Source organism: Bosea sp. RAC05 (assembly GCF_001713455.1).
GTDB lineage: Bacteria > Pseudomonadota > Alphaproteobacteria > Rhizobiales > Beijerinckiaceae > Allobosea.
The window spans coordinates 3,522,030-3,546,076 of the sequence record NZ_CP016464.1 but is presented as its reverse complement, the minus strand read 5'-3'; the positions used below and the strand labels follow the sequence as shown (position 1 = coordinate 3,546,076).

The following is a 24,047-nucleotide window of genomic DNA, read 5'->3' as shown; positions in this document are numbered from 1 at the left end:
TCTGACGCCGCTGCGCCCGTTGCTGGCGCAGCGAACCCGGCTCTAGCGTGGCGAAGTCCGACGGGTTGATTCGGGCGCAACCACGGCCGTGTGCGGGACCATGATCTGCTTCTCTGCGAGATGGCGCCGCTGCGTGCGGAGCCCGCGCGCCGTGACCGGCAGGCTCGCCCTGTGGGCGATCCTGCTGGCCGTGCCTGCGGGGCCGGCGCTGGCGCAGACGCTTTCGCTCGATCTCGGGCAGGGCGGCGGCGTCGCCGAGCGCGCGCTCCAGCTGATCGCGGTCATCACCGTGCTGTCGCTGGCGCCGTCGATCCTGATCATGGTGACGTCGTTCACGCGCATCGTCGTCGTGCTGTCGCTGCTGCGCTCGGCGCTCGGCACGCAGACGGCGCCGCCCAACGCCGTGATCATCGGGCTGGCGGTGTTCCTCACCGGCTTCGTCATGGCGCCGACCCTGCGCGAGGCCTACACCACCGCCGTCGCGCCGCTGGTGGCGGGGCAGATCCAGCCGGCCGAGGCCTATAACCGCGGCATCATCCCGTTCAAGACCTTCATGCTGCGGCATGTCCGCGAGAAGGATCTGGCGCTGTTCATGGAGATGTCGCGCGAGCCGCCGCCGGCGACGCCGCAGGAGGTCCAGATCCATGTGCTGGTGCCGGCCTTCATGATCTCGGAGCTGCGGCGCGCCTTCGAGATCGGCTTCCTGCTGTTCGTGCCCTTCCTGATCATCGATCTCGTCGTCGCGTCGATCCTGATGTCGGTGGGCATGATGATGCTGCCACCGGTGACGGTGGCGCTGCCGTTCAAGCTGATCTTCTTCGTCCTCGTCGACGGCTGGGGGCTCGTCGCCGGCTCGCTCGTGAAGAGTTACGGCGGCTGAGGGGCGGACTCCGTCTCAGCTTCGCCCGGGGGCGGGCGGCGTGCCCGCGGGCGGGGCGCCGGCGGCGGCCGGCGTCGGCGGCAGGGGCGCATCGGGCGCCGGAGGCTCGGCCGAAGCCTCGGGCTTCTTCTGGCGCGGGGCCGCCGAATAGGCCGGATAGCGCTCGCGATAGGCCTGCATGAAGTCCGACAGGTTGTCGGCACCGGCCGCCGCCGCGGCGCGGGCCATGTCGCGGATGTCGGCCGCCCTGGTGCGGTTGGCCCCGGTGACGAAGGCGAAGGTGCGCGCGTCGGTGCTCTGCGCCATCTTGCTCGCGAACTTGCTGCGCAGCCGGTCGAGGGAGAGCGCCTCGTCGGCCATGACATAGGAGATGGCCGCCCGCATCACGTCGGCGCGCTGGCCGTCGGTCAGGGGCGTCTCGCCGCGCCAGCTCTCGGCCAGGAGGCGCTCATGCGACTCGCCGGCCTCGCGCCAGCGCCGCCCGGTCCAGTAGATGTCGGCCCGCAGACGGTCGATCTCGGGCCCGCGCTCGACCTCGAGCAGGTCGAGCGCCTGGTCGGTGCGCGAGAGATCGGACAGGGCCTTGGCCTCGAGCAGGAGGCGGGCGCGCTTGACGTCGGCGGGCAGCTCGACGAGGCGCGTGCTGTTGAGGGCGCGGATCGCCTCGGCCGGCTTGCCGTTCATCAGGTTGACCATGGCCAGCCGTGCCGCGACGGTGGAGCGGGCCGCGCCGGAGAGCCGCCGCTCGATCTGGTAGCGCAGGATCTCGCTGGCCTGGTCGAGCAGGTCGAGGCCGATGAGGCGGTCGGCGAGGAGCAGCGTGATTTCGTCGCCGCGCCGGCCGATCGGCAGGAAGTCCTTGAAGTCGTAGAACAGCGCCAGCGCCTCGATGCGCGGCAGCTTGTCGAGGCCGGAGCCGGTGAACAGGTCGGCGAAGCGCTGGGCCGTCTCGTCCTGCATGCGCCGCGTCAGCGGGTGCTCGGGGAAGGTCTCGCTCGCCCGCCGCGCGACCATGAAGGCGTCGCGCCAGCGCTGGGCATCGCCATAGAGCCGTCCGAGTTCGGCCAGCGCCTCGATCTCGAGTTCGCCGCCGCGCCAGATGATCGACACCGTCTCCAGACGCGCCAGGATCTCGTCGGGCCCGATATCGGCGCGCTTTTCGGCCTGGACGAGCTTGACCGCGCGAAGCTGCGCCTCCGCCGCAACGGGCCGGCTGCGGGCCTCGAAGAGCGGCCGATAGGCGGCGAGGGCGCTGTCGGGCCTGCCGGCGGCATCGTCCAGCATCGCCCGGAGCAGCTCGAGTTCCTCCTGGTTGACCGCGTCGGGTGGCAGGCCGGCCAAGAGCCCGACCTCGCGCTCGGCGGTCGTCATGTCCTGCGTCGCCAGGGCGGAGCGCGCCTTGGCGAGCCGCAGCTCCGCCTGGAGGTCGACCGGATAGCCATCGAGCATCGCGTCGCCGCGGCGGAAGCCGGCCATGGCGGGGGCATGGCGACCGCGCCGATGGTCGATCAGCGCGCGCCAGAGCCCGGTCTCGGGATCGTCCTTGATCGCCGGCGCCTCGAAGGCGTCGAGGGCCTCCTTGTGGCGGTGCATGCGGGTGGCGATCAGCCCCTTGAGAAACAGGGCCCCGCGGTTGGTGCGCATCGCGGGATCGTCCGCCATCACGGCCGCGAGCGGGCCCTTGGCCTCCGGCAGGAGGCCGTTGGCGGCATAGAAACGGGCCAGCGTCAGGCGCGTGTCGGATTTGCGGGCGCGCGAGGCGCCCACGATCTCGCGCAGCAGGGCGCGCTCCTGCTCGCGGACCGCGCCGACGACGAGGCTGTTCCACTGCTCGGTGTCGATCAGGGGCGTGCGGACGTCTGCCGCCTTGGCCTCGCCGTTCTTCTCCGGGGCGGCCACGTCCATCGAGACGGTCAGGCCGCCGCTGCGGCCGATGCGGACCTGCTCGGTGCCGGCGCGCACGAGGAGGTCGTCGGCCCGCGGCATGACGACGACGCCATGCGCGGTCGGCAGCAGGCCGAATTCGACGAACTGGTAGGGCTTCGCGGTGACCCGGACGGGGCCGGTCGCGGTCGCCACGGCCATCGGCAGCCCGGAGGGGCCGGCCTCCAGCCAGTGAACGCCGGTCATGCCGCGCAGGGGCACGGCGACGACGGTGAGGCCCTGGTCGTCATTCGTCCGGGTCGGCGCCAGCGGTTCGGCCGGCCTGCCGCCCTGTTCGCCAAAGGCGAGCGTCCAGGTCGTGGCGTCGTCGAAGAGGCGGGTGAGCGGCTGTCCGGCCAGCCGCAGCCGGACCAGCACGACCTTGCCCTCGCGGCTCACGCTCACATCCTCGACGATCTGCGGCAGGACGCCCTTGAGATCGGCGGGGTCGATCGTGTCGCGCGTGTCGAAGACCAGTGTCGCCAGGCCGCCCTCGACGAAGCCGGCGGCTCCCGTCCGGCGCGGGAAGCGGAAATCGAGCTTCGTGCCGTTGGCCGTGATCTTGACCGGCTGCGGATCGGGATCGACCACCGGCGGCGCGACGGTGGCTGCGGGCGCGGCGGCCGCCGGCGCAGCCTGGGCCTGGGCCTGGGCAGGGGCGTGTCGGTCGATGGGGCGGCTGCGGGCGGCGGAGCCGCAGCGGCCGTCGCCGCGGCCAGCTCGGGTGCAGGCGCCGGAGGCTGGGGCAGCGCCACGGCCGGGGGCGGGGCGGGCTTCAGCAGGTCGAGCAGCAGCCCGTCCTCGTCGCGGAAGCTGCGGACCTGCCAGTCCTTGGGCACCTTCAGGGCGAGCGTCGTGGCGCCGGCGGTCGTTTCCTGCCCGCGCAGGGCGATGCCGTCGGGGAGGGCATTGCGGACGGCGGCGGGGTCGACGGTCATGGGCCGGTCGAAGGTCAGCGTCAGCTCGCCATTGGCAAGCTCCGGCTTCAGATTGGTTTCCGGCGCGACGTCGAAGATCAGGCGCTCCAGCGTCGGCAGGCTGGCGCTGCGCACGCCGAGCGCCCGGCGCGACTGCAGGGCGGCGCGGGCGGCCTCGCGGGCCTTGGCCTCGGCGACGCGCAGCCGCTCGCTGATGTCTGCGAGCACCTCGGCGGGCGGGCCGGGCACCACGCCCTGCCAGTTCTCGGGCAGCAGATCGATGAAGGCGCGCTCGCCCGCCTCGATCAGATTGGCGCGATAGGGACGCGTCAGCGCGAGCCGCATGCCGCGCCCGTCCGGATCGACCCGGGCGACCGAGACATAGGTCGGCAATTCGCGCGCGATGCGGGCGACATCGACCTTGACGCTCGTGCCGAAGGCCACGACCAGCACGCCGTTGGAGACGCGGATGCGTGTCGGCGTCGGCTCGTCGAAGGTCAGAGACAGGCGGCCGAAGCCGGGCGGCATGACCTCGCCGCGCATGGTCGCGCTCGCCGCGAGCGCCGGCGCAGCGAGGCCGGCGGCGGCGACGAGGGCCGACAGGGCGATGCCGAAGGCGAGGGAACGCGGGAGACGCAAAGCCGGACACTCACGCAACACGACATGGTCGGAGCCGGCCGGACAGACCGCCCCGATCACCGGACGCTAGCCTGTCAAGGATAATGCAGGGTTAAGGGCGCGCGCCGGCCGGTGCGGCGGATCAGCGCCGCCGCGGGGCGGGCGCGATCGCCGGCAGTTCCGTGCCGGGGAGGGCGGAGGCGTCCAGCGCCGGGCCGGCCGCGACCGGGCTGCGCGCCATCGTTGCCAGCGCCACGGTCAGCTTCTCGGCCCGGTCGGGCGCCATCACGGCCAGCACCTCGGACATCTTGCGCGGGTTCATCTGCTGGACGACCGGGACGAGCACGTCGAGGCCGAGTCGGTCGAAGACGCGGGCGGCGTCCTTGGGCTTCATCGCCTCGTACATGATGACGAGGTTCTTGATGGCCTTGGACTCCTCGCCCGCCGGCTTGGGGGCCCCGCCGACACCCGCCTTGGTCTCGAGCTCCTTGAGATCGCCGACACGGCTGTCGAGCTTCTTCTCGGCGGTGTCGAGCAGGCGCTCGCGCATCTCGAGCTCGCGCATCCGCGACTCGATCTCCTCGCGCCGGGCGCCGAGCCGCTCCAGCAGGGCCTTCTCGGCCGGCGAGACCGGTGCGGCGACGCCGTTGATGATACCGGCCTTGTTGAGCGGGTTGGCGGCGCGGGCGGCCTCTTCCTTGGCGGCGGCCTCGGCCTTTTCCGCATCCTTCTTGGGATCGGGCTTGTCGACCGAGCCGGTCGTCTCGGGATCGAAGAAGGGCGGGTCGGGCGTATGGGCATGGGCGATGACCTTGGCCATGGCCCAGACCTCCTTCTCCGGCTTGGCCGGCTTCTCCGGCGCCGGGGCCGGGGCGGCGGCGATCACCGGCGAACTGGCCGGAATCTTTCCGGGATAGGGCTCCGACGTCCAGGCGAGCAGCTTCAGCGCCAGGAGACCCATGGCGCCGAGGATGACGGCTGGAAGCAGGCGGGGCCGCTCGATCACGCAGCGTGGCCCTCCAGCCGGCGCGCGGCGCGGGCCCGGATGGCGGCTGCCGACTGGGCGGCGCTCGCCAGCCGCGCGATCGGGGCCGGCTCGGCTGGCGCGGGGGCCTCGGCCGCCTTCGGCGCGACCAGCGCAGCGGCGCTGACGATCTGGCCGATGCGGTCCATCACGACCTGGCCGGCCTCGATCTGGGCGGCGAGGTCGGCGGCGTAGCGCTCGGCCGTCTGCAGCCGCTCGGCGAGCGTGCGGTCGCAATCGCCGAGCGTGTTCTTGAGCCCGGCGATGGCGCGCTCGGCGGTGTCGGTGGCGGCGATCAGGGCGCCCACGGTCTGGCGCATGCCGGCCTCGTCGGCCTTCAGGCGCTCGATGCGCTTGGTCAGCACGTAGCAGGTGATGATGGTGGCGACGAGGAGGCTGGCGACCAGCACGTCGGCGATGAGGGTGATCGTCATCTGGATACGCCTGTCAGGAGTTCTGGCCGTGCTGGTTGGAGTCGAAGGCGGCGATGGTCGTCTTGGAACGGCGCAGCGGGGTGACCACCTGCACCGCGATCTTGTCGTCGACCCGGCCGATGCGACCGTCGGTCACCACGAAGTCGCCGCAACGCAGCGAGACGAAGGAATCGGGGCGGGCATCGAACATCAGCGTGTCGCCGATCTCGAGCCTCATCATCCGCTTCAGCGGCATCTGCGTCTCGTGCAGCACGCAGGTCACCGGAACCTCGGTCTGCCAGACCTCGGTCGCGAGGTGGTTCTCCCAGATCGGATCGCGCCCGAGCTTCTCACCCATGAAGCTTTCGAGCAGCAGGTCGCGGATCGGCTCGATCGTGGCATAGGGCAGGATGATGTGGAGGGCGCCGCCGCGGCCTTCCATGTCGAACTTCAGCTCGACGCGGATGGCGGCGTTGGCGGGACGCGAGATCGAGACGAAACGCGGGTTCGACTCGATGCGGTCGATGGTGAAGGTCACCGGCGAGAGCGGCTTGAAGGCCGCCTCGGCATCGCCGAGAATCAGCGAGATGACGCGGCGGATCAGCCGGATCTCGATCGAGGTGAAGGGCCGCCCGTCGACACGCGGCGCCGGCTGGCCGCGCTTGCCGCCGAACATCGTGTCCATGATCGAGTACATCAGGGCCGATTCGATCGTGACCAGACCGAAATTGTCCCATTCCTCGGCCTTGAAGACCGAGAGCATCGCCGGCTGCGAGATCGAGTTGACATAGTCGCCGAAGCGCACCGAGCGGATGCTCTCGAGCGTGACCTCGACGTTGTCGGTGAAGAAGTTGCGCAGGCTGGTGGTGAGCAGGCGGACGAGACGCTCGAAGATGATTTCGAGCATCGGCAGGCGTTCATAGGAGACCGAGCCGGAATCGACGATCGCCTGGATGCCGTTGCGCTCGTTCTTGTCGTCGCCGAGCGAGAAACCGAGCATCGTGTCGATTTCGTCTTGGCTCATCAGGCGGTCGGTACCGCCTTCCGGTTCGCCTTCCTCCTCGACGATGTCGGGCATGGTGGCCCATTCGGCCGCCATGCTCTCCGGGCTCAGGGGCTCGTCCTTGGGAGGCGCGCCGGCGTTGTCGCGATCGCTCGTGCTCATGGGACTGTCGTCGCTTCCGTTACTGGACCTCGGCTCGACCCGGCCGGGTCACTGGATCAGCAGTTCCTTGAACAGCACCGCGTCGATCTTGGCCGGGAAGACCGTGACGTTGACGCGGCGCAGCAGCTCTTCCTTCAGGCGGTACATGCCGGCCGAGCCTTCGAGGTCGGAGGGGCGCAGTTCGCGCAGGAAGACCTGGAAGGCGTCCTCGACGCGCGGCAGCAGCGGCTTGATCTCGTCGGAAATCTTGGCGTCCGCGGTCTCCAGCACGACCTTGATCTTGATCATCGGCTGGCGCTCCTGCTGCGGGCCCCCGGCGATGCTGATCATCATGTCCTTCATCTCGATGAAGGCGACCGGCTTCTTGACGTTCTTGGCCGCCTCGGCCGCGGCAATCTGCTCGGGCGAGGGCTTCTTCATGAAGAAGAACCAGCCGCCGCCACCGGCGCCCGCCAGCACCAGGACGCCGGCGACGATGATGATCAGCTTCTTCTTGCTCTTGCCGCCGCCTTCGGCCGCGCCCTCGGCGGGGGCGCCGTCCTCGGCGGGTTTGGGCTTCTTCGCCATCGCTGCATGCCCCGGAATGCCTTGTGGCCCGCCTGCGGCGGACCGTCTGAGCCACCCTGAACAGTCACGGTTAACGCGTCGTTAAGGAGGGCAAAATCTGCCGGGTCGATCTTGCCGCCCGGCCGCACCCTGCAGGGTCCGCACCAACCGATCCGGCCATGATTATCGTTTGAAAACAGTGGCTTGACCGGATTAACCATCCTGGCACGGCGCTTGCGGATCCGGAGATGTGGCCGCTGCGCTGGGGAGCGTCGAAACGGCCACGGAACGACAATCGGGAGACCACGCCGTGGAGAACGCGCTTCTCGTCGGCCTGTCGCGTCAGATGGCTCTGAGGCGAGAGCTGGATGTCATCGCCAACAACATGGCGAATGTCAGCACGAACGGCTTCAAGACGCGCTCGGCGCGTTTCAACGAATTCATCATGCCCAAGGCCAGCGCCGACAGCTTCAAGCCGGCCGACAAGCCGTTGTCCTTCGTCGTCGACAAGGGCACGCCGATCGACCTGTCGCAGGGCGCGGTCGAGCGCACGGGCAACCCGCTCGACGTCGCCCTGCGCGGCGACGTCTTCCTCGTCGTGCAGACCCCGGCCGGCGACCGCTACACCCGCGCCGGCTCGCTCGACATCAACGCCCGGGGCCAGCTCGTGACGCAGTCGGGCCAGCCGGTGCTGGGCGATGGCGGCCCGATCAACTTCGGCGCGTCCGACAGCAATCCGCGGATCGCGCCCGACGGCACGGTCTCCACCGACCAGGGCCAGAGCGGCAAGCTGCGCATGGTGCGTTTCGCCGATGCCCGCCTGCTCAGCAGCGAAGGGGCCAACCTGTTCGCTTCGGCAACGCCACCGCTGCCGGCGGGGCCCGAGGCGCGGCTCGAGCCCGGCGCGGTCGAGCGCTCCAACGTCAAGGCCGTGATCGAGATGACCCGCCTGATGGAGGTCCAGCGCTCCTATCAGAACGTCGCCAACATGCTGTCGAAGGCCGACGAGCTGCGCAGCAAGGCGATTTCGCGCCTGGCCGACCAGCAGGCCTGATCCAGGACAGGAACCTTAAGCCATGCGCGCCCTTCAGACCGCCGCCACCGGCATGATGGCCCAGGAACTCAACGTCCAGGTCATCTCCAACAACATCGCCAACGTCCGCACCACCGGCTACAAGCGCCAGCGCGTCCATTTCCAGGACCTGCTCTACGAGAACTTCCGGCGCGCCGGCTCGGCGACCTCGGACCAGAACACGCAGGTGCCCGCCGGCACCTTCGTCGGCTCGGGCGTCAAGACGGTCTCGACCGGCCGGGTGATGACGCAGGGCAACCTGTCCTCGACCGAGAAGCAGTACGATCTCGCCATCCGGGGCGAGGGCTTCTTCCGCGTCCGCATGCCCGACGGCCGCACGACCTACACCCGCGACGGCTCCTTCGACCTCGACTCCCAGGGCCAGCTCGTCACCCGCGACGGCTACCAGGTCGAGCCGGGCATCACGGTGCCCAACAACGCCACCAGCGTCAGCATCAACACGCAGGGCGCGGTCGAGGTATCGCTGCCCGGCCAGGCGGCGCCGCAGCAGATCGGCCAGATCCAGCTCGTGCGCTTCGTCAACAAGGTCGGCCTGGAATCGATCGGCGACAACCTGTTCATCGAGACGGCGGCCTCGGGCCAGCCGATCGACGGCTTCGGCGGCGGCGAGGGCTTCGGCACGCTGCAGCAGAACTATCTCGAAGAGGGCAACGTCCAGGCGGTCACCGAGCTGTCCTCGCTGATCGCGGCGCAGCGCGCCTACGAGATGAACTCCAAGGTCATCACCGCCGCCGACCAGATGATGTCGGCGACGACCTCGATGTTCCGCGGCTGATCGGGAGGCTGACGCTCATGACCCGCTCCACGCTTTGCCTTTCGCTCGCCGCCGCGCTGCTGCTCGGCGCCCAGGCCGCCGCCGCGCAGGCGCCGTCGCCGACCCGTCCCGCCGTCGCGGTGGCCGCGCTCGCGACGGCCCCGGCGCCGGCGGCCGTGCCGGCCCGGCCGAGCCGCCTGCAGCTGCGCTCAGACATCACCCTGTCGCGCGATCTCGTCTCCTTCGGCGACCTGATCGCCGGGCTCGGCCTCGAGGCGGCCCAGACTCCGGCCTTCCGGGCGCCGGCGCTGGGCGAGACCGGCACGATCCAGGTCGCGCGCATCGTCGAGGCGGCGCGCGGGGCCGGCATCATCACGTCGGCCGCCGAGCTCGAGGGCGCCGGCCAGGCGCAGGTCGTCGTCACCCGCGCGGCGCGCCGCGTCATGGCGTCGGACATCGAGGAGGCCGTGAAGACCGGGCTGCAGGAGCGCTACGGCGTCGATGCCCGCGCCTTCGCCCTGACCATCGACGGCGGCGCGCCGACGATTGCGGTCGAGCCCGAGCTGACCGGCGAGGCCGTGGTGAGCGATCTCGCCTATGACGCCCGCACGCGGCGCCTGCAGGCCCGGGTGACGGTGCCCGGCAGCATGGCGCTGCGCCTGAAGCCGGTCCGCATCGCCGGCCAGCTGGTCGAGACCGTCGAGGTGATCGTGCCCAGGCGCGCGATTGCCCGCGGCGAGACCCTGGGCAAGGCCGATGTCGTGGTCGAGCGCCGCCCGCGCGACGGCCAGGTGACCGATCTGATCGGCGATCCGCGCGTCGCCATCGACAAGGTCGCGACCCGGGCCCTGATGGCCGGGGCGCCGCTGCGGGCCGGCGATCTGCGCCGCGAGGAGATCGTCGCCAAGGGCGACCTGGTTACGCTGGTCTACGAATCCCGCGGCCTGACCATCACCATGCGCGGCCGGGCCGGAGAGGCCGGCGCGATGGGCGATGTCGTCAGCGTCACCAACCCCCAGTCCAAGCGCGTGCTGCACGGCACGGTGAGCGGGCCCGGCCGGATCTCGATCCAGGCGTCCGCCTCCGGCCGCGTCGCCAGCGCGCCCTGATGTCCTCCGGAAACCGGATGAGTGCCATGATCCCTGTCGCGAACCCCACCCCCCGCACCCCCCTCCGCAGCGGGGCCCGCATCGCCGGCCTGCTGCTGCTGGGCGTCTCGCTCAGCGCCTGCGGCGCCGCCGACCGGCTCGCCAATGTCGGCGCCGCCCCCGCGCTCTCGCCGATCGAGGACCCGACCGCGAGCAAGGGCTACAAGCCCGTGCAGATGCCGATGCCGGCGATGGAGCACGCCTCCTACGCGCCGAACTCGCTCTGGCGCACGGGCTCCCGCGCCTTCTTCAAGGACCAGCGCGCCCGGCTCGTCGGCGATCTCGTGACCGTCAAGGTCAAGGTCACCGACAAGGCGCAGCTCAACAACACGACCAAGCGCAGCCGCAAGAACGGCGAGGATGTCGGCGCCGACAACTTCCTCGGCTACGAGAACAAGCTCGACAAATACCTGCCCGACGGCGCCAGCGCCGGCTCGCTGCTCAAGCTCGACTCCGCCGCCTCGAGCGAGGGCGCGGGCTCGGTCAACCGCTCCGAGACGCTGGCGACGAACGTCGCCGCTGTCGTCACCCAGACGCTGCCCAACGGCAACCTCGTGATCGAGGGCAAGCAGGAGATCCGGGTGAATTTCGAGGTGCGCGAGCTGATCGTCGCCGGCGTGATCCGGCCGGAGGACATCGAGAGCGACAACACCATCGAATCGACCAAGATCGCCCAGGCCCGCATCGCCTATGGCGGCCGCGGCCAGATCACCGACGTCCAGCAGCCGCGCTACGGCCAGCAGGTGATGGACATCCTGCTGCCGTTCTAACCCTCACCCGGACACGACGTCAGCCCGGGCGGCCTGCCGTCCCGGGATCCACCGAAGGGCGGGACGCCGCCCGAGGATGGACCAAGGCCGGCGGCTTCCCCAGGCCCCTCACGAAGGATCTCACCGACACGATTTCCCCCATCCCGGCCGGCGCGGAACGCTCCCCGCTTATCCCCGCGCCAGCCGGCCGGCGGTCTCTCCCGAGCCGCCACCCCACCGGCCGCCCCGCCACGCTCCCCAAGCCTTCAGGGCGAGCGGCCGACAGAAAACCCCGCTCTCTCCCGAGGCGGGGTTTTTTGTGGGGGGAGGGGATGCGATGTGCCCAGAAGCGGACCTCGCAAAGTGAGTGTCCGAGCGTCCGGTAACAGGCCGTTCGCGGACTGGCTCCTTACGGCCGCGAATAGATCAAAGTAGTCTGTCGCCGGTCGTTACAGCCGAGGATCGACTGGCTCGATTTTGCGGTTTGTCATTCTCAGGTGATTGCGGAGCCGGCGGCTCTCGTCGGTAAAGAAAGTGGCAACGCTCGCGCTACAAGCCGAGCTTGCGGTGAACTTTTGAAAGAAAATCGACATCACTCTTGTTCAGGCCCTTTTCCTTCGTTCCCTCATGCGCCCAGTTATTGCGTAGCGTATTGAAAAGAGAAATCCACTTTATCTTATCAGATTTGCTGCCGAATCCGTGGCCGACATCAATTGAAAAATGCTGCTCGAACGACTGGGCGTTCGTTTTTAATTCAGGTACTTTCGTCCAGTACTTCTCGATGATTGTTTTGTAGTCCTTGATGAAAAATTGATCGGTCCAAGGTATTTCGAGGCGCCCCAGTCCCTCCTTATAGCTCTTTTCCATTTGCTCTTTCGCACGCGTCTCACAGTCGCGCTGGATCGATCCGATCTCGATGTCCCAATTCTCACCGAACAGGGCCTTCAACTGACCGATAATGAAATGCTTCATGTGGCGCTCAATCCGCGTGCCCAGTTCCCGGCCCTCAGTCTGCAGCGCCTTGTCCTGCCGCTCCTTCCAATCCTGAAGTTCCGGCGGATTGTAGTCGGCAAACTTGGCGTGGATATAGCCCTGAAAAATCCGCAGCCACGTGGTTTCCGCGCCACTACCGAGCTTGCCCGTCAAAGCTTCGGCGTTCTCAGGCGAGATTGTCTGCAACGCTTTGAACAGCACGAGCAGATATTTTTCGAGCGCCGCGATCCGCTCGGCGGTGGTCGATTTGATGGAGATAAAACCACGGTCTGTCTCAAAGGCATGGAGATCACCGATTAAAGAAACAAATGCGAAGCTGCCGCGGTTTGAGAGGATGTAGGTTTGGAATGCTTCCTGATCCGGATTCAAGACCTCCTCGCAGAGCTCGTAGCATGCATTGATGAGACCGACGGTGCGATCGCGCGCCTTCATCATCTCTGCGTTATAGTCGACGTTGGCCGCTTCGTAGAGCGACGTTGCTGTGGTCCCGTCGACGAATCTATTGCCTCTTCCTTCTGGTAGTAATTTACACCTGAGCAGTGCGTCGGCGAACGGCTTTGCCTGGAGCGCAGCCTTGTCCTCGCCAAGCGAAATCTTGTTGTAGAGCGGACCAGATGTGTCGCCGCCCAATGCGCGGATCACTGACGAGCGCAGCGCCTTCAACCTCGAATCCAGGCGACTGGCGTTCCAGTACAGGTCCTCTTCAAGCGTGATCCGCAAAGTCGGGCTCACCGCCTTCTGGTTTTCGTTGATTTGCATAAAAAGTTCGAGTTGATCACCCGGATCAAGATTCTTGAAAGCTACGACCGGGATGGTGTTGCTTCCTTTGAACCTCGAATTTGCGTAACCGTAGATGCGGTGCTGGCCGTCTATGATATAGGCGATCGCAAACGCATTCGGGATTTTTAGCAAGCCAGTACGCGACGCCGAATCCTTGGATCGCGCCTGCCCCTGAAATTCAAGTTTCGCTTCGCGTTCATTGAAATTGAGGATCGCCGAATTGGGAAAATAGCCGCCCCCATCGATAAATTTGGTGATGCCCTTCAGTCGCGACGGCAAAAGCAGCCGCTGATAGGTCGGCATTTCCGATTCGTTCGCGCGGGTCCGGTGCAGTACAAATCCGATCTTAAGCAGGGTCTGGGGTTCGAGCGAGAACATATAATACGTTTTGTTTCCCATGGTGCCTTCGATGGCGGGAACCTCGATCTTGTCTTTGTTGATCTGCTGCCCCTTCATGAGTAGGCCCATGAATTGATAGTGTGCAGCATCGCGGTACGCCTTGATCAGGCTATCGACATATTCAAACGTATTATCGTTGTAATAGAATCCGCCGGCCTCATTCAGCCTGATTACGTCAGCGGAATCGCGCGCCAACCGTAGGTTGCGTGTCGCAAAGAGATATTTTATCCGGCGACCGGGGCCGAATGACTGATCGATCGATTTGCGAAAGCCGTCGAGGCGCAAGCGTAGCGCGTCGAATTCGGTTTTGTAGGATGGAGCCTTCGCTGGTGCTTCGCTGGACTTGCATTCGACGAGCAGCACCGTGTCATCATTGATCGCAACAACGTCGATCTGCTTTTTCTCTGCAGAGCTCTGACCGAATGGCAAGCAGAACGTTTCGTCGACGTTAAGCTGTCGGTAGCCAAGCCTATAAAGCTGACACCAGATGTCATCCTCGAACTGTACGTTGTGGCTTTTAGCCTTGCGCAGCCTAGTTTTGGTCTTGAGCGGCGCGCCGAATTCTTCCCAGCCCGCCTCTAGCAGCCCATCGACCAGACTATGGTCGACGTTCCGGGTTTGAAATTTTGCGGACTTCGCAGCAAAGATTTTGCCCAGCTGCGACTTGTCTGAGCTCATTTTGTTGCGAAGCGAAACCGCTTCGGCGGGATCAATAAACGGCACAGTTTCCTCATTCCTGCACGACGTCCGAAACTAGAAAATGAACAGCGCCTCGGTGGTGCCGCGCCGAGAATTAGCAGAACCAGCGATAACTGACGGTCGCGAAACAACCTGTGGCACACCGAGGTCGACGTACAGCGCATGGATGCTCGGGTGGTCGGCATTGGTCAGCACAACCTTTGCCCCGCGCCGCCTGGCCCCGCTGACTGCGTTCATCAGGCGCTTCTGATCATCCCAACTGAAGATCTTCTGGTTATACTTTACGAAGCCATTGCAATTGTGGGCGGTGGTGTAGGGCGGATCGAGAAACAACAGATCGCCTTCTCGGGCCTCGTCGACAACGGGCTCGAAGTCGCTCGTCCGCAGGTCGGCCCGCGCCAGCAATTCGCTTGCCTTCCGGAAATCATCGTCGACCAGCGTCACCTGTACTTTCGAGCCTAGCGGCACGTTGAACTGCCCCCTGAGGTTCTCGCGGTACAGACCGTTGAAGCACGTGCGATTGAGGTAAAGAAACTGAGCCGCTTGACGATATGGCTCTGCGTGCTGGCGCGCTCTTTCCTCATAATAAAAATCTTTCGAATGCTTCTGATCATATTCGGACAGGCAAGCCTGAACCGGTTGCCACTCATCGCGGATCGAACGATAGGTAGCGATCAAGCGATCATTCACATCAGATAGGATTGCCTGCGCCGGAGCAAGGTGAAAGAATACCGCGCCGCCGCCCAGGAACGGTTCAATGTACCGCCCGTCAAAGCTTGGCAGACCAAAGCTGGGGTCGTTGAGCAGCCAGCGTTTTCCGCCTGCCCACTTTATGAAAGGCTTCAAGTCAACCCGCCCTCTTGATCCGGCTGCACGACATCCGATTAGCGGGATGACGGCAGTCTCTGCAACTAGCTGACAAAAAACAATCACAGCGCTGCCGATTTTAATCACCGATCTGGGAGTTTCCGACGATCGGTTCGATCATGTTCGACGGCCTGTGATTTATCCCCGCCCCGCCAACCACACCCATAATCGCCCCACCTCATCCCCGAGGGGCAGCCATCCGGAGGTGTGCCGTTGGTGGGGGTGGGGGCGGCGCCTGCGGGTGGAGTCACGATCCACTCCCGGGAGGCTTCGGGGCACCGCCCTGGGGACAATACGATCCCTGTGCGAGGAGCTCGCTGGAAAGGTGGCTGGCATCACGCCTTCGTCCCATGCCTGACGGCGCGACAACCCGATGAGGGGAACTGGCGCCCGAGGGCTCGCGGCGATGGATGGCCTTCGACCCGATAAGCGCGGCCCGAGGTCCGAAATCGCCGACAAGCGGAGCGCCACGGGGCGTGCGGATGGTGGCTCAATCCATCCGCGCCGCATCCTGGCTCAACGGATGCGGATTCTCTGCTACGCGCCTCGCGGCGCTCCGCTGCCCCTCATGACATCCGCCGCGTGCGAGCGCGGGCGGGGATTTGGTGTGCGTATTCAAGGTGAGGCGCGAGGAACCCCTCTCCCGCATCGAAGTCGGCTGTTGCCGACTTCGACACTCTGAGAGCTGATCTCGGGCAGGCCCGAGATCCGTGAGAAGGGCAGGGGTGAGGGGATGGCCGCTGGACCAGCGGACGGCCAACCTCACCGCGGCTGCAGTCAGGGTGCGGCTCCCGCGTCAAAGGGCCGACACCTCACCCCTGCCCCTCTCCTTACAGGAGAGGGGTTCCCCGCGGGTCCGGCGCCTCTCCCGCGAGGGGAGAAGGGAAGGGGCGGCGCTGTTCCCGCGCCTCGTCCTGCGACGGGGGCCGACCGCGCCCGCCGGCGCGGTTACTCGCTCGTGGCGTGGTCGCCGACGTCGCGCAGGGACTGGCCGACGGCGTCGGTCTTGTCGGCGAAGTTGCGGCGGGTGTGGGGATCGACGATCGCGACCGGGGCCGAGATCGCCAGCCCGGCGACGGAGCCGACCGCGTGGGCGGTGCCGGCGGTGACCTGCATCACCTTCTCGCCCAGCCCGATGCGGGTGTCGGTGATCGGCTGGCCTTCGATCAGCCGCGAGCCGATCAGCTTCACCACCTCGGGGCTCTCGGCGAATTTGCCGTGGTTGAGCCGGTCGCCCGAGCGCAGCGAGGTCAGGTTCAGGACGGTGATGCCGGCCTTCTCGAGCTCCGACCGGTAGGGCTCGGCATCGGGGTTGATCGCGCCCAGGCGCGCGGTGCTGCCCCAGACCCGCCGCGAGGCCGCCAGCGCCCGGTCGTCCTGCGAGACGAAGAGGGTGAATTTCGGGCGGCGGCCTTCCATGTCGGCGATCTGGCTGCGGAAGACGTCGACGTCGACATCGGGCGCCGCCAGCATGACATTGGCGATCTTGGGCGAGATCGTGCCGTTGCGGATCGACATTTCGCGCAGCGCCTCGAGCGTCACCCAGTTGCCCATCGAGTGGGCGAGCACCGAGACCTCGCCGACGGCGGGGTCGCGCGCCAGCGCCTGGAACAGGTTCTCCAGCGCGCGGCGCGAGTAGTTGCCGCTCTCGCGGTCATAGCCATAGGCGAAGACCGAGCCGCGCGAGGGCCAGGTGAACAGGATCGGCACGACCTCGGCCTTCGAGTCGTGGACGATCTGGGCGAAGCGGTAGACGGCATCCTCGAAGCGGTTGTTGAAGCCGTGGATGAAGACCATGACGCGGCGCTTGGGCACCTTCTGCACCGCCTTGTTGAAGCGGGAGACGGCGGCCTTCTGGTCGAGCTTCTCGACCTTGAGCGTGACGAAATCGGTCTCGGGATTGCCGGGCAGGGCCTTGGGCCACTGCACCTCGCCGATCTTGCGGCGCCCCTCGGCGGGCACGGAGACGGTGATCTCGGCGAAGGTCGGCGCGCCGCGCTCGCCCGAGAACAAAAGCCCGGCATCCGGGTCGGGCGCGCGGGTGGTGGCAACCAGCATGGTGACGCGGCTGGAATCGGGGGCGGGACTGGCCACGGGCACGAGCACGCCGCGGACATCGCCGGCACAGCCGCCGAGCCCCAGCGCCAGGACGGCCAAAAGACCGGCCCGCGATGGCCGCATGATCCGACGCAACATGACGCTTTTCCCCTGCCAGCCGGCCGGGCGGCCGCAGCCTCCGGGTCTCCAGCCTTCCCCTTGCGTCACCATAGACCATCGCGGGCGCCGGGCGCCAGAGCCGGTTCAGGCGAGAGACCGGGGGCCGGCGAGTTCGGCCTCGAGCACGAGGATCCGCCGGTCGCGCTCTGCCAGCACGGCCGCGACGTCCTTCGCGGCGATCAGCTGCGGGATGTGCTGCGGGCAGTTGGCGTCCCCGGCCGCGATCTCGAACAGGATCGCCTGCTCGGGCGTGCCGGCATAGCTCTCCGGCCGCAGGCGCTCGATCAGGGCCGGATCGTCCTCGACGACGCGGGCCGTGCCCCAGATCTTGATGCGCTGCCGGCAAGCACAGTCGATCAGGAAGAGATCAGCCTTGGGGTTCTCGGAGAGATTGCCGAGGCTGACATATTGCCGGTTGCCGCGGAAATCGGCGAAGCCCAGCGTGCGCTCGTCGATCACGCGCAGGAAGCCGGCCGCGCCGCCGAGAGCGCCGTCCAGAATGCCATCGACGGCGGCGGGCTGACGCTGGTGCTGGCCTATCAGGCGGCGGCGGCGATCCGCCGGGGCGCCTGACGATCCTGCTGGCGGAGTATGAGCGGCCGCCGTCGCCGATCCAGATCGTCTATCCGACGCAGCGCCTGCTCTCGGCCAAGGTCCGGGCCTTCATCGACATGGCGGTGGCCGAGACCCGGTGGTCGTTCACCGAACTCGGCTGGCGCGATTCCTCGCCTGCAAAAAAGCCCCGCTCCTGACGGGCGGGGCTCGGCGGTGGTGAGCGGTGCGGCGGCCTCAATCGTCGCGGAAGACGCGCTCGTTGCGCTCGTGGCGCTCCTGGGCTTCGAGCGAGAGCGTCGCGATCGGCCGGGCCTCCAGCCGCTTCAGCGAGATCGGCTCGCCGGTCTCCTCGCAATAGCCATAGGTGTTGTCGTCGATGCGGGCGATGGCGGCGTCGATCTTGGCGATCAGCTTGCGCTGGCGGTCGCGGGCGCGCAGCTCGATGGCGCGGTCGGTTTCGGACGAGGCCCGGTCGGCGATGTCGGGGTGGTTCTCGCTCTCGCTCTGCAGCGTCACCAGGGTCTCGCGGGCTTCCTTCAGGATCTCGTCCTTCCAGGCCATCAGCTTGCCCCGGAAATACTCGCGCTGCCGGTCGTTCATGAACGGTTCGTCGTCGCTGGGCTTGTAGTCCGCGTCGAGGATGATCTGCTTCGACATAGGCGCACTCTCTGGTTGTCGTCCCGCGGCGCCCACCGACATTGCCGTGGGAGGGCCGCCGATTTGGCGCCCTTATAGCGATGCCGGGGGGCGCTCACAATCGGATTGGCAGCCGCTCGCGCGTTCTTCACCGGGGCGTGTCCGGGCCGGCGCGACAGGCCGGTTTCGCCCGCCGGAAGGCCATCGGAGCCGCCGGGGGGCGCCTCGCATCAGCGCATCGCCTTCAGGGCGGCGGCGATCTCGGCCTCGACCAGCCGGGCGATCGGCTGGCGGTAGTGGCTGCGGTCGAAGAACTGATTCGGATCGTGAAGCTCGGACCGGTCGCGGCGCCAGTCGATCAGCGCGGTGAGGGGCCTGCGTGCGGCGAGCGCGGCGAAGGCGCCGCGGCAGCCGGCATCGGCGGCGGCGTCGGCGCTGCCCGGTACCGGCAACAGGCTGCGATAGACCGGCGGGCGCACGAGGATCAGCGGCGTGCCGGGTGCTGCCTGCATCACGGCCTCGAGGGCCTGTACGGCGGGCCAGGGGCCGCTCGCGTTGCCGCCTCCGGAGGGGCCCGGCTGTTCGAGGGCGGCCCGCTTGCCGGGATCGCGGTCGTAGCCCATGCCGATATAGTTGGGCTCGTAGTCCCAGTAGCCGTCCGGCCGGGCCCGCTCGCCGCGCCCGGTCAGGAGATAGACGATGCGGCGCTGAAGCTCCTCCAGCACGTCGAAGCGCAGCAGGCCGACGAGATAGTCGGCACGGTCGCGGCTGTAGAGCCAGAACGGGAAGGGCTTGGCGTTGGGCATCGCCGGGTCGGCCGTGCACCAGAGATCGTCGATGCCGACGACGACGGCGCGCGCCGGCTCGCGACGGTGGCGCAGGAACCAGTCGATCAGGACCAGCCCCTCCTTGGGGCCCGAAGCCGGTGCGATCAGCGAGACGAAGGCGATGCCGGACGCCGCCTGCAACTGCTCGGGCGAGAGCAGCTGGATATGGGAATTGCCGAAGATGGCGGCCTGGAAGGCGGGGTCGCGGCCCCGGCTGGCGGCGGCGGTGCGCGGGCCCTGCGGCCGCACGCCCTCGCGCAGCGAGAGCGGCGTGTTGCCGGTGCCGTAGGGGTCGATCAGCCAGGCGAGGGCCAGCGTACCGAGCAGCACCGTGGCGGCCGTGACGGCGAAGCCGCGCACGAAGCCGGCCCAGCGCGCCTCGTTTGCCTCCCTGGCGCCCGGACGGCCAGCCGCCTCAGAACTGGAAGTAGATGAACTCATAATTGGCGTCTTCGCCGATCTTGAAGAGGATGAGGACGAACAGCACACCCGCCGCGAACGCGAGCCAGCGTGCCGGCGGGAGCCGATGGACCAGCGCCCAGGCGGTCGGGCCGATGATCGCGAAGGCGGCCGCCGGCAGCAGCGCCCGCCATTTGAAGCCGGTGCCGAGCGGGGCGAGGCCGAAGAGCCCCTTGTAGATCGCCAGAGCCGCCTCGAAGCTCGTCGCCCGGAACAGCACCCAGCAGAGCGCGACGAAGACGAAGGTCAGGAGCCAGCCGAGGAGCGGCGGCATCGGCCAGCCGGCGCGGCGCCACAACAGGGCGACGATGAGCGCCAGCCCATGGGCCGCGCCCCAGGCGACGAAGGTGAGGCCGGCGCCGTGCCAGAGCCCGCCGAGCGCCATCGTCGCAAACAGCGCCCAGATCTGGGTGGGCAGCCCGTGCCGCGAGCCGCCGAGCCCAATGTAGAGATAGTCGCGCAGGAAGCGCGACAGCGTCATGTGCCAGCGGCGCCAGAAATCCTGGATGCTCGCCGCGCGATAGGGCGCCTCGAAATTCGGCGGCAGCACGATGCCGAGCAGCAAGGCCAGCCCCAGCGCCATGTCGGTGTAGCCGGAGAAGTCGAAATAGATCTGGAAGGTGAAGGCGAGCGTCGCCTGCCAGGCCTCGGCCACCGTCACGACCTGACCGGCCGCCGCCGCGGCGAAGACCGGGTTGGCGTATTCGGCCAGCGGATCGCCGATCAGCACCTTCTTGGCGAGGCCTGCGGTGAGCAGCAGAAGCCCGCGCCCGAAGCGCTCGGCGGCGTCGGGCCGCTGATAGGGGCGCTCGTCGAACTGGTGCATGATCTCGCGCCAGCGCACCAGCGGCCCCGCCAGAACCTGCGGGAAGAAGGCGATGTAGAGCCCGTAGCGGACCAGATCGTAGCGCGGCGCCTGGCCGCGGCGCAGATCCGTCAGGTACATGACGTGGTGGAAGGTGAAGAACGAGATGCCCAGCGGGAGCGCCAGATCGAGCTTCGGCGCCGGCAAACCCGGAATCATCGCAGCGAGATCGCCGAAGAAGTTGAAGTACTTGAACAGCGCCAGCAGCAGCAGGTTGGCGACGATCGCCGCCGTGATCAGCGCGCCCGAGCGGGTCTTCTGGAAGCCCTCCGCGACCAGCCAGTTGACCAGGATCGAGGCCATCAGCAGCGGCAGGAAGCGCCAGTCCCAATAGGCGTAGAAGGCCAGCGACAGCACCAGCAGCAGTGGCAGCCGCCAGACCGGCGCGAAACGCTCGACCAGCCAGTGCAGACCGAGCGCCAGCGGCAGGAAGGCGAAGAGGAAGGCGAAGGAGTTGAAGAGCATCGGGCCGGGCGCAAGGAGGGACGCGCCCGGTTAACCCATTATGAAAGGGCTGTCATGTCGCGCGGGGCCCGGGCCGGAGCGGAGCGCGCATCCCGCCAGGCCCCGGTTCCGCCCCGTGCCCTCACAGCGGAATGTTGTCGTGCTTGCGCCAGGGCCGCTCGACGCTCTTGGTCCTGAGCATGGCGAGCGCCCGCGCGATTCGCCGCCGTGTCGAATGCGGCATGATGACCTCGTCGACATAGCCGCGCTCGGCCGCGACGAAGGGCGACATGAAGCGGTCCTCATACTCTTTCGTCTTGGCGGCGATGCCATCCGCGTCCATGCCGCGGAAGATGATCTCGACCGCGCCCTTGGCGCCCATCACGGCGATCTGGGCGGTCGGCCAGGCGTAGTTGACGTCGGCGCCGATATGCTTCGAGGCCATCACGTCATAGGCGCCGCCGAAGGCCTTGCGGGTGATCACGGTGACCAGCGGCACGGTGCATTCGGTATAAGCGTAGAGCAGCTTGGCGCCGTGCTTGATCAGGCCGCCATATTCCTGCGCCGTTCCGGGCAGGAAGCCGGGCACGTCGACGAAGGTGACGATCGGGATCTCGAAGGCGTCGCAATAGCGCACGAAGCGCGCGGCCTTGCGGCTGGCGTCGGAGTCGAGCACGCCGGCCAGAACCATCGGCTGGTTGGCGACGACACCGACCGTGCGGCCCTCGATGCGGCCGAAGCCGGTGACGATGTTGCCGGCATAGGCTCCCTGGATCTCGAAGAAATCGCCCTCGTCGAGCGTCTTCAGGATCAGCTCCTTGATGTCGTAGGGCTTGTTGGGGTTGTCCGGCACCAGCGTGTCCAAGCTCATGTCGACGCGGTCGGGTACGTCGAAGCTCGGCCATTCCGGCACGCCCGCCGTGTTGTTGGCGGGTAGGAAATCGAGCAGGCGGCGCACCTGCAGCAGCGCCTCGACATCGTTCTCGAAGGCGCCGTCGGCGACGGAGGACTTAGCGGTGTGGACCTTGGCGCCGCCGAGCTCCTCCGAGGTCACGGTCTCGTTGGTGACGGTCTTCACCACGTCGGGGCCGGTGACGAACATGTAGGAGGTGTCGCGGACCATGAAGATGAAGTCGGTCATGGCGGGCGAGTAGACGTCGCCGCCGGCGCAGGGGCCCATGATCACCGAGATCTGCGGGATGACGCCCGAGGCCGCGACATTGCGCCGGAAGACCTCGCCATAGCCGCCGAGCGCCGCCACGCCCTCCTGGATGCGGGCGCCGCCGGCGTCGAACAGGCCGACGATGGGAGCGCGCATCTTCAGCGCCATGTCCTGGATCTTGACGATCTTCTGGGCGTGGGTCTCCGACAGCGAGCCGCCAAAGACGGTGAAGTCCTTGGAGAAGACGAAGACGGTGCGGCCGTTGACCGTGCCCCAGCCGGTGACGACGCCGTCGCCGGGGATCTTCTCGGCCTTCTCCATGCCGAAATCGACGCAGCGATGTTGCACGAACATGTCGAACTCCTCGAAGGAGTCCTTGTCGAGCAGGAGTTCGATGCGCTCGCGGGCGGTCAGCTTGCCCTTGCCGTGCTGTGCCGCGACGCGCTTGGCGCCGCCGCCCTGGCGAGCGCCCTCGCGTCGGTCTTCGAGCTGTTCGAGAATGTCTTTCATGGCGATATGCGTCCCGCAGCCGACGAACGATGTCGTGCTCAAGGAATTAAGCGCCGGCGCCCCGCGAGTCCATCAGGGCGGGTTGCGGCTTTCGGCCAAGGCGGCGGGCCGGCCTCAGGGCCGCCGCGCGACGAGATCGATCTCGACGAGTGCATGCAGCGCCAGCCCGGAGACGCCGATGCAGGTGCGGGCCGGGCGCTCTCCTTCAGGGAAATACGCGGCATAGGCCGCGTTCATCTCTGCATAATCGCGGTGGAACTCGGTCAGGTAGACGCGCGCCATGGTGACGTTGGCGAGACTCAGGCCGAGCCCTTCGAGCACGATGATCAGATTGTCCATGACGCGGCGGGTCTGCGCCGCAATGCCCTCGGGCAGTGCCGCGTCGGGGGCGGCCGGATCGGTCGGCATCTGCCCGGTGATGAAGACCCAGCCATCGGCCTCGACGGCATGGGAGAAGGGCGCGACCGGACGGGGACCACCCGCGATCATGTGGTGGACTGGCAGCATGGCGAGGGTCTCCGGCGCGCCGGTCGGTCCGGCCGGGCCGGGCGAGCAAGCTTCAGGCCAAGGCCGCGCCCGGCGCGCTGGCGCTAGCCGTGCCGGAGCAGCAGCACCGCCGCATCATACTCAGTCCGGCGGATGGCGCGGCGCTCGGCCGCTTCCTCGTCCTGGCCCCAGATGCCGATCTGGTAGTCCTCGTCGCAATGGGCGGCGGCCCAGATCGCGTCGGCGTCGCGCAGGCCGAAATGGAGCGCCAGCATCAGCAGGGTCGAGCCGGTCAGCGTCATGACGTTGTGGGCGCCCGCCAGCGCGACGGGGGCAGGGATGGCGGCGACATGGCGCGCCACCGCATCGAGCGTGGTCGGCGGCTGCTCTGCGAAGACGATGCCCTGCGCGAGGATGAAGCGGGCGCCGATCCTGGCCTCGACCTCGCGGCGGATCGGCTCCCAGATCTTGTCCTGCAGCGCGACCAACTCCTGCGGTTCGCCGGCGCGGTAGCAGAGCGCGTCGGAGCCGGCATAGCGGACGATCTCGGCGCGCACGGCCTCGTGCTGGTCGGCGACGCCGTCCAGCGCCGAATTGACCAGCCGGGTCAGCGGCATGCGGGCGGGATCGATCCTGTCGCTCGGTGCGTCCCATTCGGCGGCGAGCGCCTCGGCGACGGGGCGGGAGGCCACCGCCAGCGGGTTGCGGGCCGGGGTGCGGGCGACGCGGCCGTCGAGCGCGACATGGAACAGCCCGTCGCGCTCGAGCACGGCGGCGTGCTCGTAGAAGCGGCTCGGCAGGGCGTTGCGCATCGCCTTCTGCGCGGCGGCGACGGGATCGGGCTGGCGCTGGCCGGCAGCGCCGAAGCGGGCGAGGAATTCATCGGTCGACATGGCCGCGCCTCTAGCATGGCGGCGG

At 67.8% G+C, this 24,047-nt stretch carries 19 protein-coding genes and 2 pseudogenes; 6 read left to right on the top strand and 15 right to left on the bottom strand.

The window, feature by feature from the left end; translation table 11 throughout:
• Positions 1-100: 100 nt before the first annotated feature.
• The gene (fliP, locus tag BSY19_RS20270; protein WP_069055712.1) at positions 101-880 is read left to right on the top strand and encodes a flagellar type III secretion system pore protein FliP; all 780 of its coding nucleotides are present in this window, start codon (positions 101-103) and stop codon (positions 878-880) included.
• A 15-nt stretch (positions 881-895) separates the two neighbouring features.
• Here fliP and BSY19_RS20265 read toward each other — a convergent pair whose 3' ends face one another.
• From BSY19_RS20265 to fliL, 5 genes are all read right to left on the bottom strand, one after another.
• On the bottom strand, positions 896-3,394 hold the full coding sequence (locus BSY19_RS20265) for a tetratricopeptide repeat protein (protein ID WP_069055711.1): 2,499 nt from the start codon (positions 3,392-3,394) through the stop codon (positions 896-898).
• Between the two features lie 1,086 nt (positions 3,395-4,480).
• A complete protein-coding gene (locus BSY19_RS20260) occupies positions 4,481-5,344 on the bottom strand; it encodes a MotE family protein (RefSeq protein WP_069055710.1) in 864 nt (287 codons plus the stop codon).
• Positions 5,341-5,796 carry a DUF6468 domain-containing protein gene (locus BSY19_RS20255; RefSeq protein ID WP_069055709.1) on the bottom strand — a complete coding sequence of 152 codons (456 nt, stop codon included), beginning with the start codon at positions 5,794-5,796 and terminating at the stop codon, positions 5,341-5,343. Before BSY19_RS20255 ends, BSY19_RS20260 begins: the two co-directional genes overlap by 4 nt.
• Before the next feature lie 13 nt (positions 5,797-5,809).
• A complete protein-coding gene (fliM, locus tag BSY19_RS20250; RefSeq protein ID WP_069055708.1) occupies positions 5,810-6,940 on the bottom strand; it encodes a flagellar motor switch protein FliM in 1,131 nt (376 codons plus the stop codon).
• A gap of 48 nt (positions 6,941-6,988) precedes the next feature.
• Positions 6,989-7,507, bottom strand: a complete 519-nt coding sequence (gene fliL, locus BSY19_RS20245; RefSeq protein ID WP_069055707.1) for a flagellar basal body-associated protein FliL — start codon at positions 7,505-7,507, stop codon at positions 6,989-6,991.
• 289 nt (positions 7,508-7,796) lie between these two features.
• Between fliL and flgF the strand changes: the two genes are divergently transcribed.
• Genes flgF through flgH form a run of 4 tightly spaced genes read left to right on the top strand, consistent with a single transcriptional unit; the run spans position 7,797 to position 11,251 of the window.
• Complete coding sequence (gene flgF / locus BSY19_RS20240) at positions 7,797-8,540, top strand: flagellar basal-body rod protein FlgF (protein WP_069055706.1); 744 nt, start codon at positions 7,797-7,799, stop codon at positions 8,538-8,540.
• 22 nt (positions 8,541-8,562) lie between these two features.
• On the top strand, positions 8,563-9,354 hold the full coding sequence (gene flgG, locus BSY19_RS20235; protein WP_069055705.1) for a flagellar basal-body rod protein FlgG: 792 nt from the start codon (positions 8,563-8,565) through the stop codon (positions 9,352-9,354).
• Positions 9,355-9,371: 17 nt separating this feature from the next.
• Positions 9,372-10,442: a flagellar basal body P-ring formation chaperone FlgA gene (flgA, locus tag BSY19_RS20230; RefSeq protein WP_083247732.1), complete on the top strand. Its 1,071-nt coding sequence runs from the start codon at positions 9,372-9,374 to the stop codon at positions 10,440-10,442.
• Between the two features lie 26 nt (positions 10,443-10,468).
• Positions 10,469-11,251 (top strand): flagellar basal body L-ring protein FlgH, encoded by a 783-nt coding sequence (flgH, locus tag BSY19_RS20225; protein WP_069055704.1) that lies wholly within the window; start codon positions 10,469-10,471, stop codon positions 11,249-11,251.
• A gap of 528 nt (positions 11,252-11,779) precedes the next feature.
• On the opposite strand, the gene BSY19_RS20220 is transcribed toward flgH, so the two are convergent.
• The 4 genes and pseudogenes from BSY19_RS20220 to BSY19_RS20205 form a co-directional block, all read right to left on the bottom strand.
• The gene (locus BSY19_RS20220) at positions 11,780-14,125 is read right to left on the bottom strand and encodes a DGQHR domain-containing protein (protein WP_069055703.1); all 2,346 of its coding nucleotides are present in this window, start codon (positions 14,123-14,125) and stop codon (positions 11,780-11,782) included.
• A 30-nt stretch (positions 14,126-14,155) separates the two neighbouring features.
• Complete coding sequence (locus BSY19_RS20215) at positions 14,156-14,947, bottom strand: DNA adenine methylase (protein ID WP_069055702.1); 792 nt, start codon at positions 14,945-14,947, stop codon at positions 14,156-14,158.
• 969 nt (positions 14,948-15,916) lie between these two features.
• Positions 15,917-17,164, bottom strand: a complete 1,248-nt coding sequence (locus BSY19_RS20210) for an alpha/beta hydrolase (RefSeq protein ID WP_083247729.1) — start codon at positions 17,162-17,164, stop codon at positions 15,917-15,919.
• A 105-nt stretch (positions 17,165-17,269) separates the two neighbouring features.
• Positions 17,270-17,668: pseudogene (locus tag BSY19_RS20205) on the bottom strand (pyridoxamine 5'-phosphate oxidase family protein); the annotation flags it as partial.
• Between BSY19_RS20205 and BSY19_RS28600 the strand changes: the two are divergent.
• Positions 17,663-17,937: pseudogene (locus tag BSY19_RS28600) on the top strand (LysR substrate-binding domain-containing protein); the annotation flags it as partial. The pseudogenes BSY19_RS20205 and BSY19_RS28600 sit on opposite strands and share 6 nt — an antisense overlap.
• A gap of 37 nt (positions 17,938-17,974) precedes the next feature.
• Here BSY19_RS28600 and dksA read toward each other — a convergent pair.
• From dksA to BSY19_RS20175, 6 genes are all read right to left on the bottom strand, one after another.
• Complete coding sequence (gene dksA / locus BSY19_RS20200) at positions 17,975-18,397, bottom strand: RNA polymerase-binding protein DksA (RefSeq protein WP_069055700.1); 423 nt, start codon at positions 18,395-18,397, stop codon at positions 17,975-17,977.
• Positions 18,398-18,606: 209 nt separating this feature from the next.
• On the bottom strand, positions 18,607-19,644 hold the full coding sequence (locus BSY19_RS20195; RefSeq protein WP_069055699.1) for a hypothetical protein: 1,038 nt from the start codon (positions 19,642-19,644) through the stop codon (positions 18,607-18,609).
• Entirely contained in the window at positions 19,619-20,992 is a 1,374-nt protein-coding gene (locus BSY19_RS20190) for an MBOAT family O-acyltransferase (RefSeq protein WP_069055698.1), read from the bottom strand. Before BSY19_RS20190 ends, BSY19_RS20195 begins: the two co-directional genes overlap by 26 nt.
• Positions 20,993-21,113: 121 nt before the next feature.
• A complete protein-coding gene (locus BSY19_RS20185) occupies positions 21,114-22,643 on the bottom strand; it encodes an acyl-CoA carboxylase subunit beta (RefSeq protein WP_069055697.1) in 1,530 nt (509 codons plus the stop codon).
• Between the two features lie 114 nt (positions 22,644-22,757).
• Positions 22,758-23,132 (bottom strand): RidA family protein, encoded by a 375-nt coding sequence (locus BSY19_RS20180; RefSeq protein ID WP_069057269.1) that lies wholly within the window; start codon positions 23,130-23,132, stop codon positions 22,758-22,760.
• A gap of 101 nt (positions 23,133-23,233) precedes the next feature.
• On the bottom strand, positions 23,234-24,022 hold the full coding sequence (locus tag BSY19_RS20175; RefSeq protein ID WP_069055696.1) for an ATP12 family chaperone protein: 789 nt from the start codon (positions 24,020-24,022) through the stop codon (positions 23,234-23,236).
• Between the last annotated feature and the right edge of the window lie 25 nt (positions 24,023-24,047).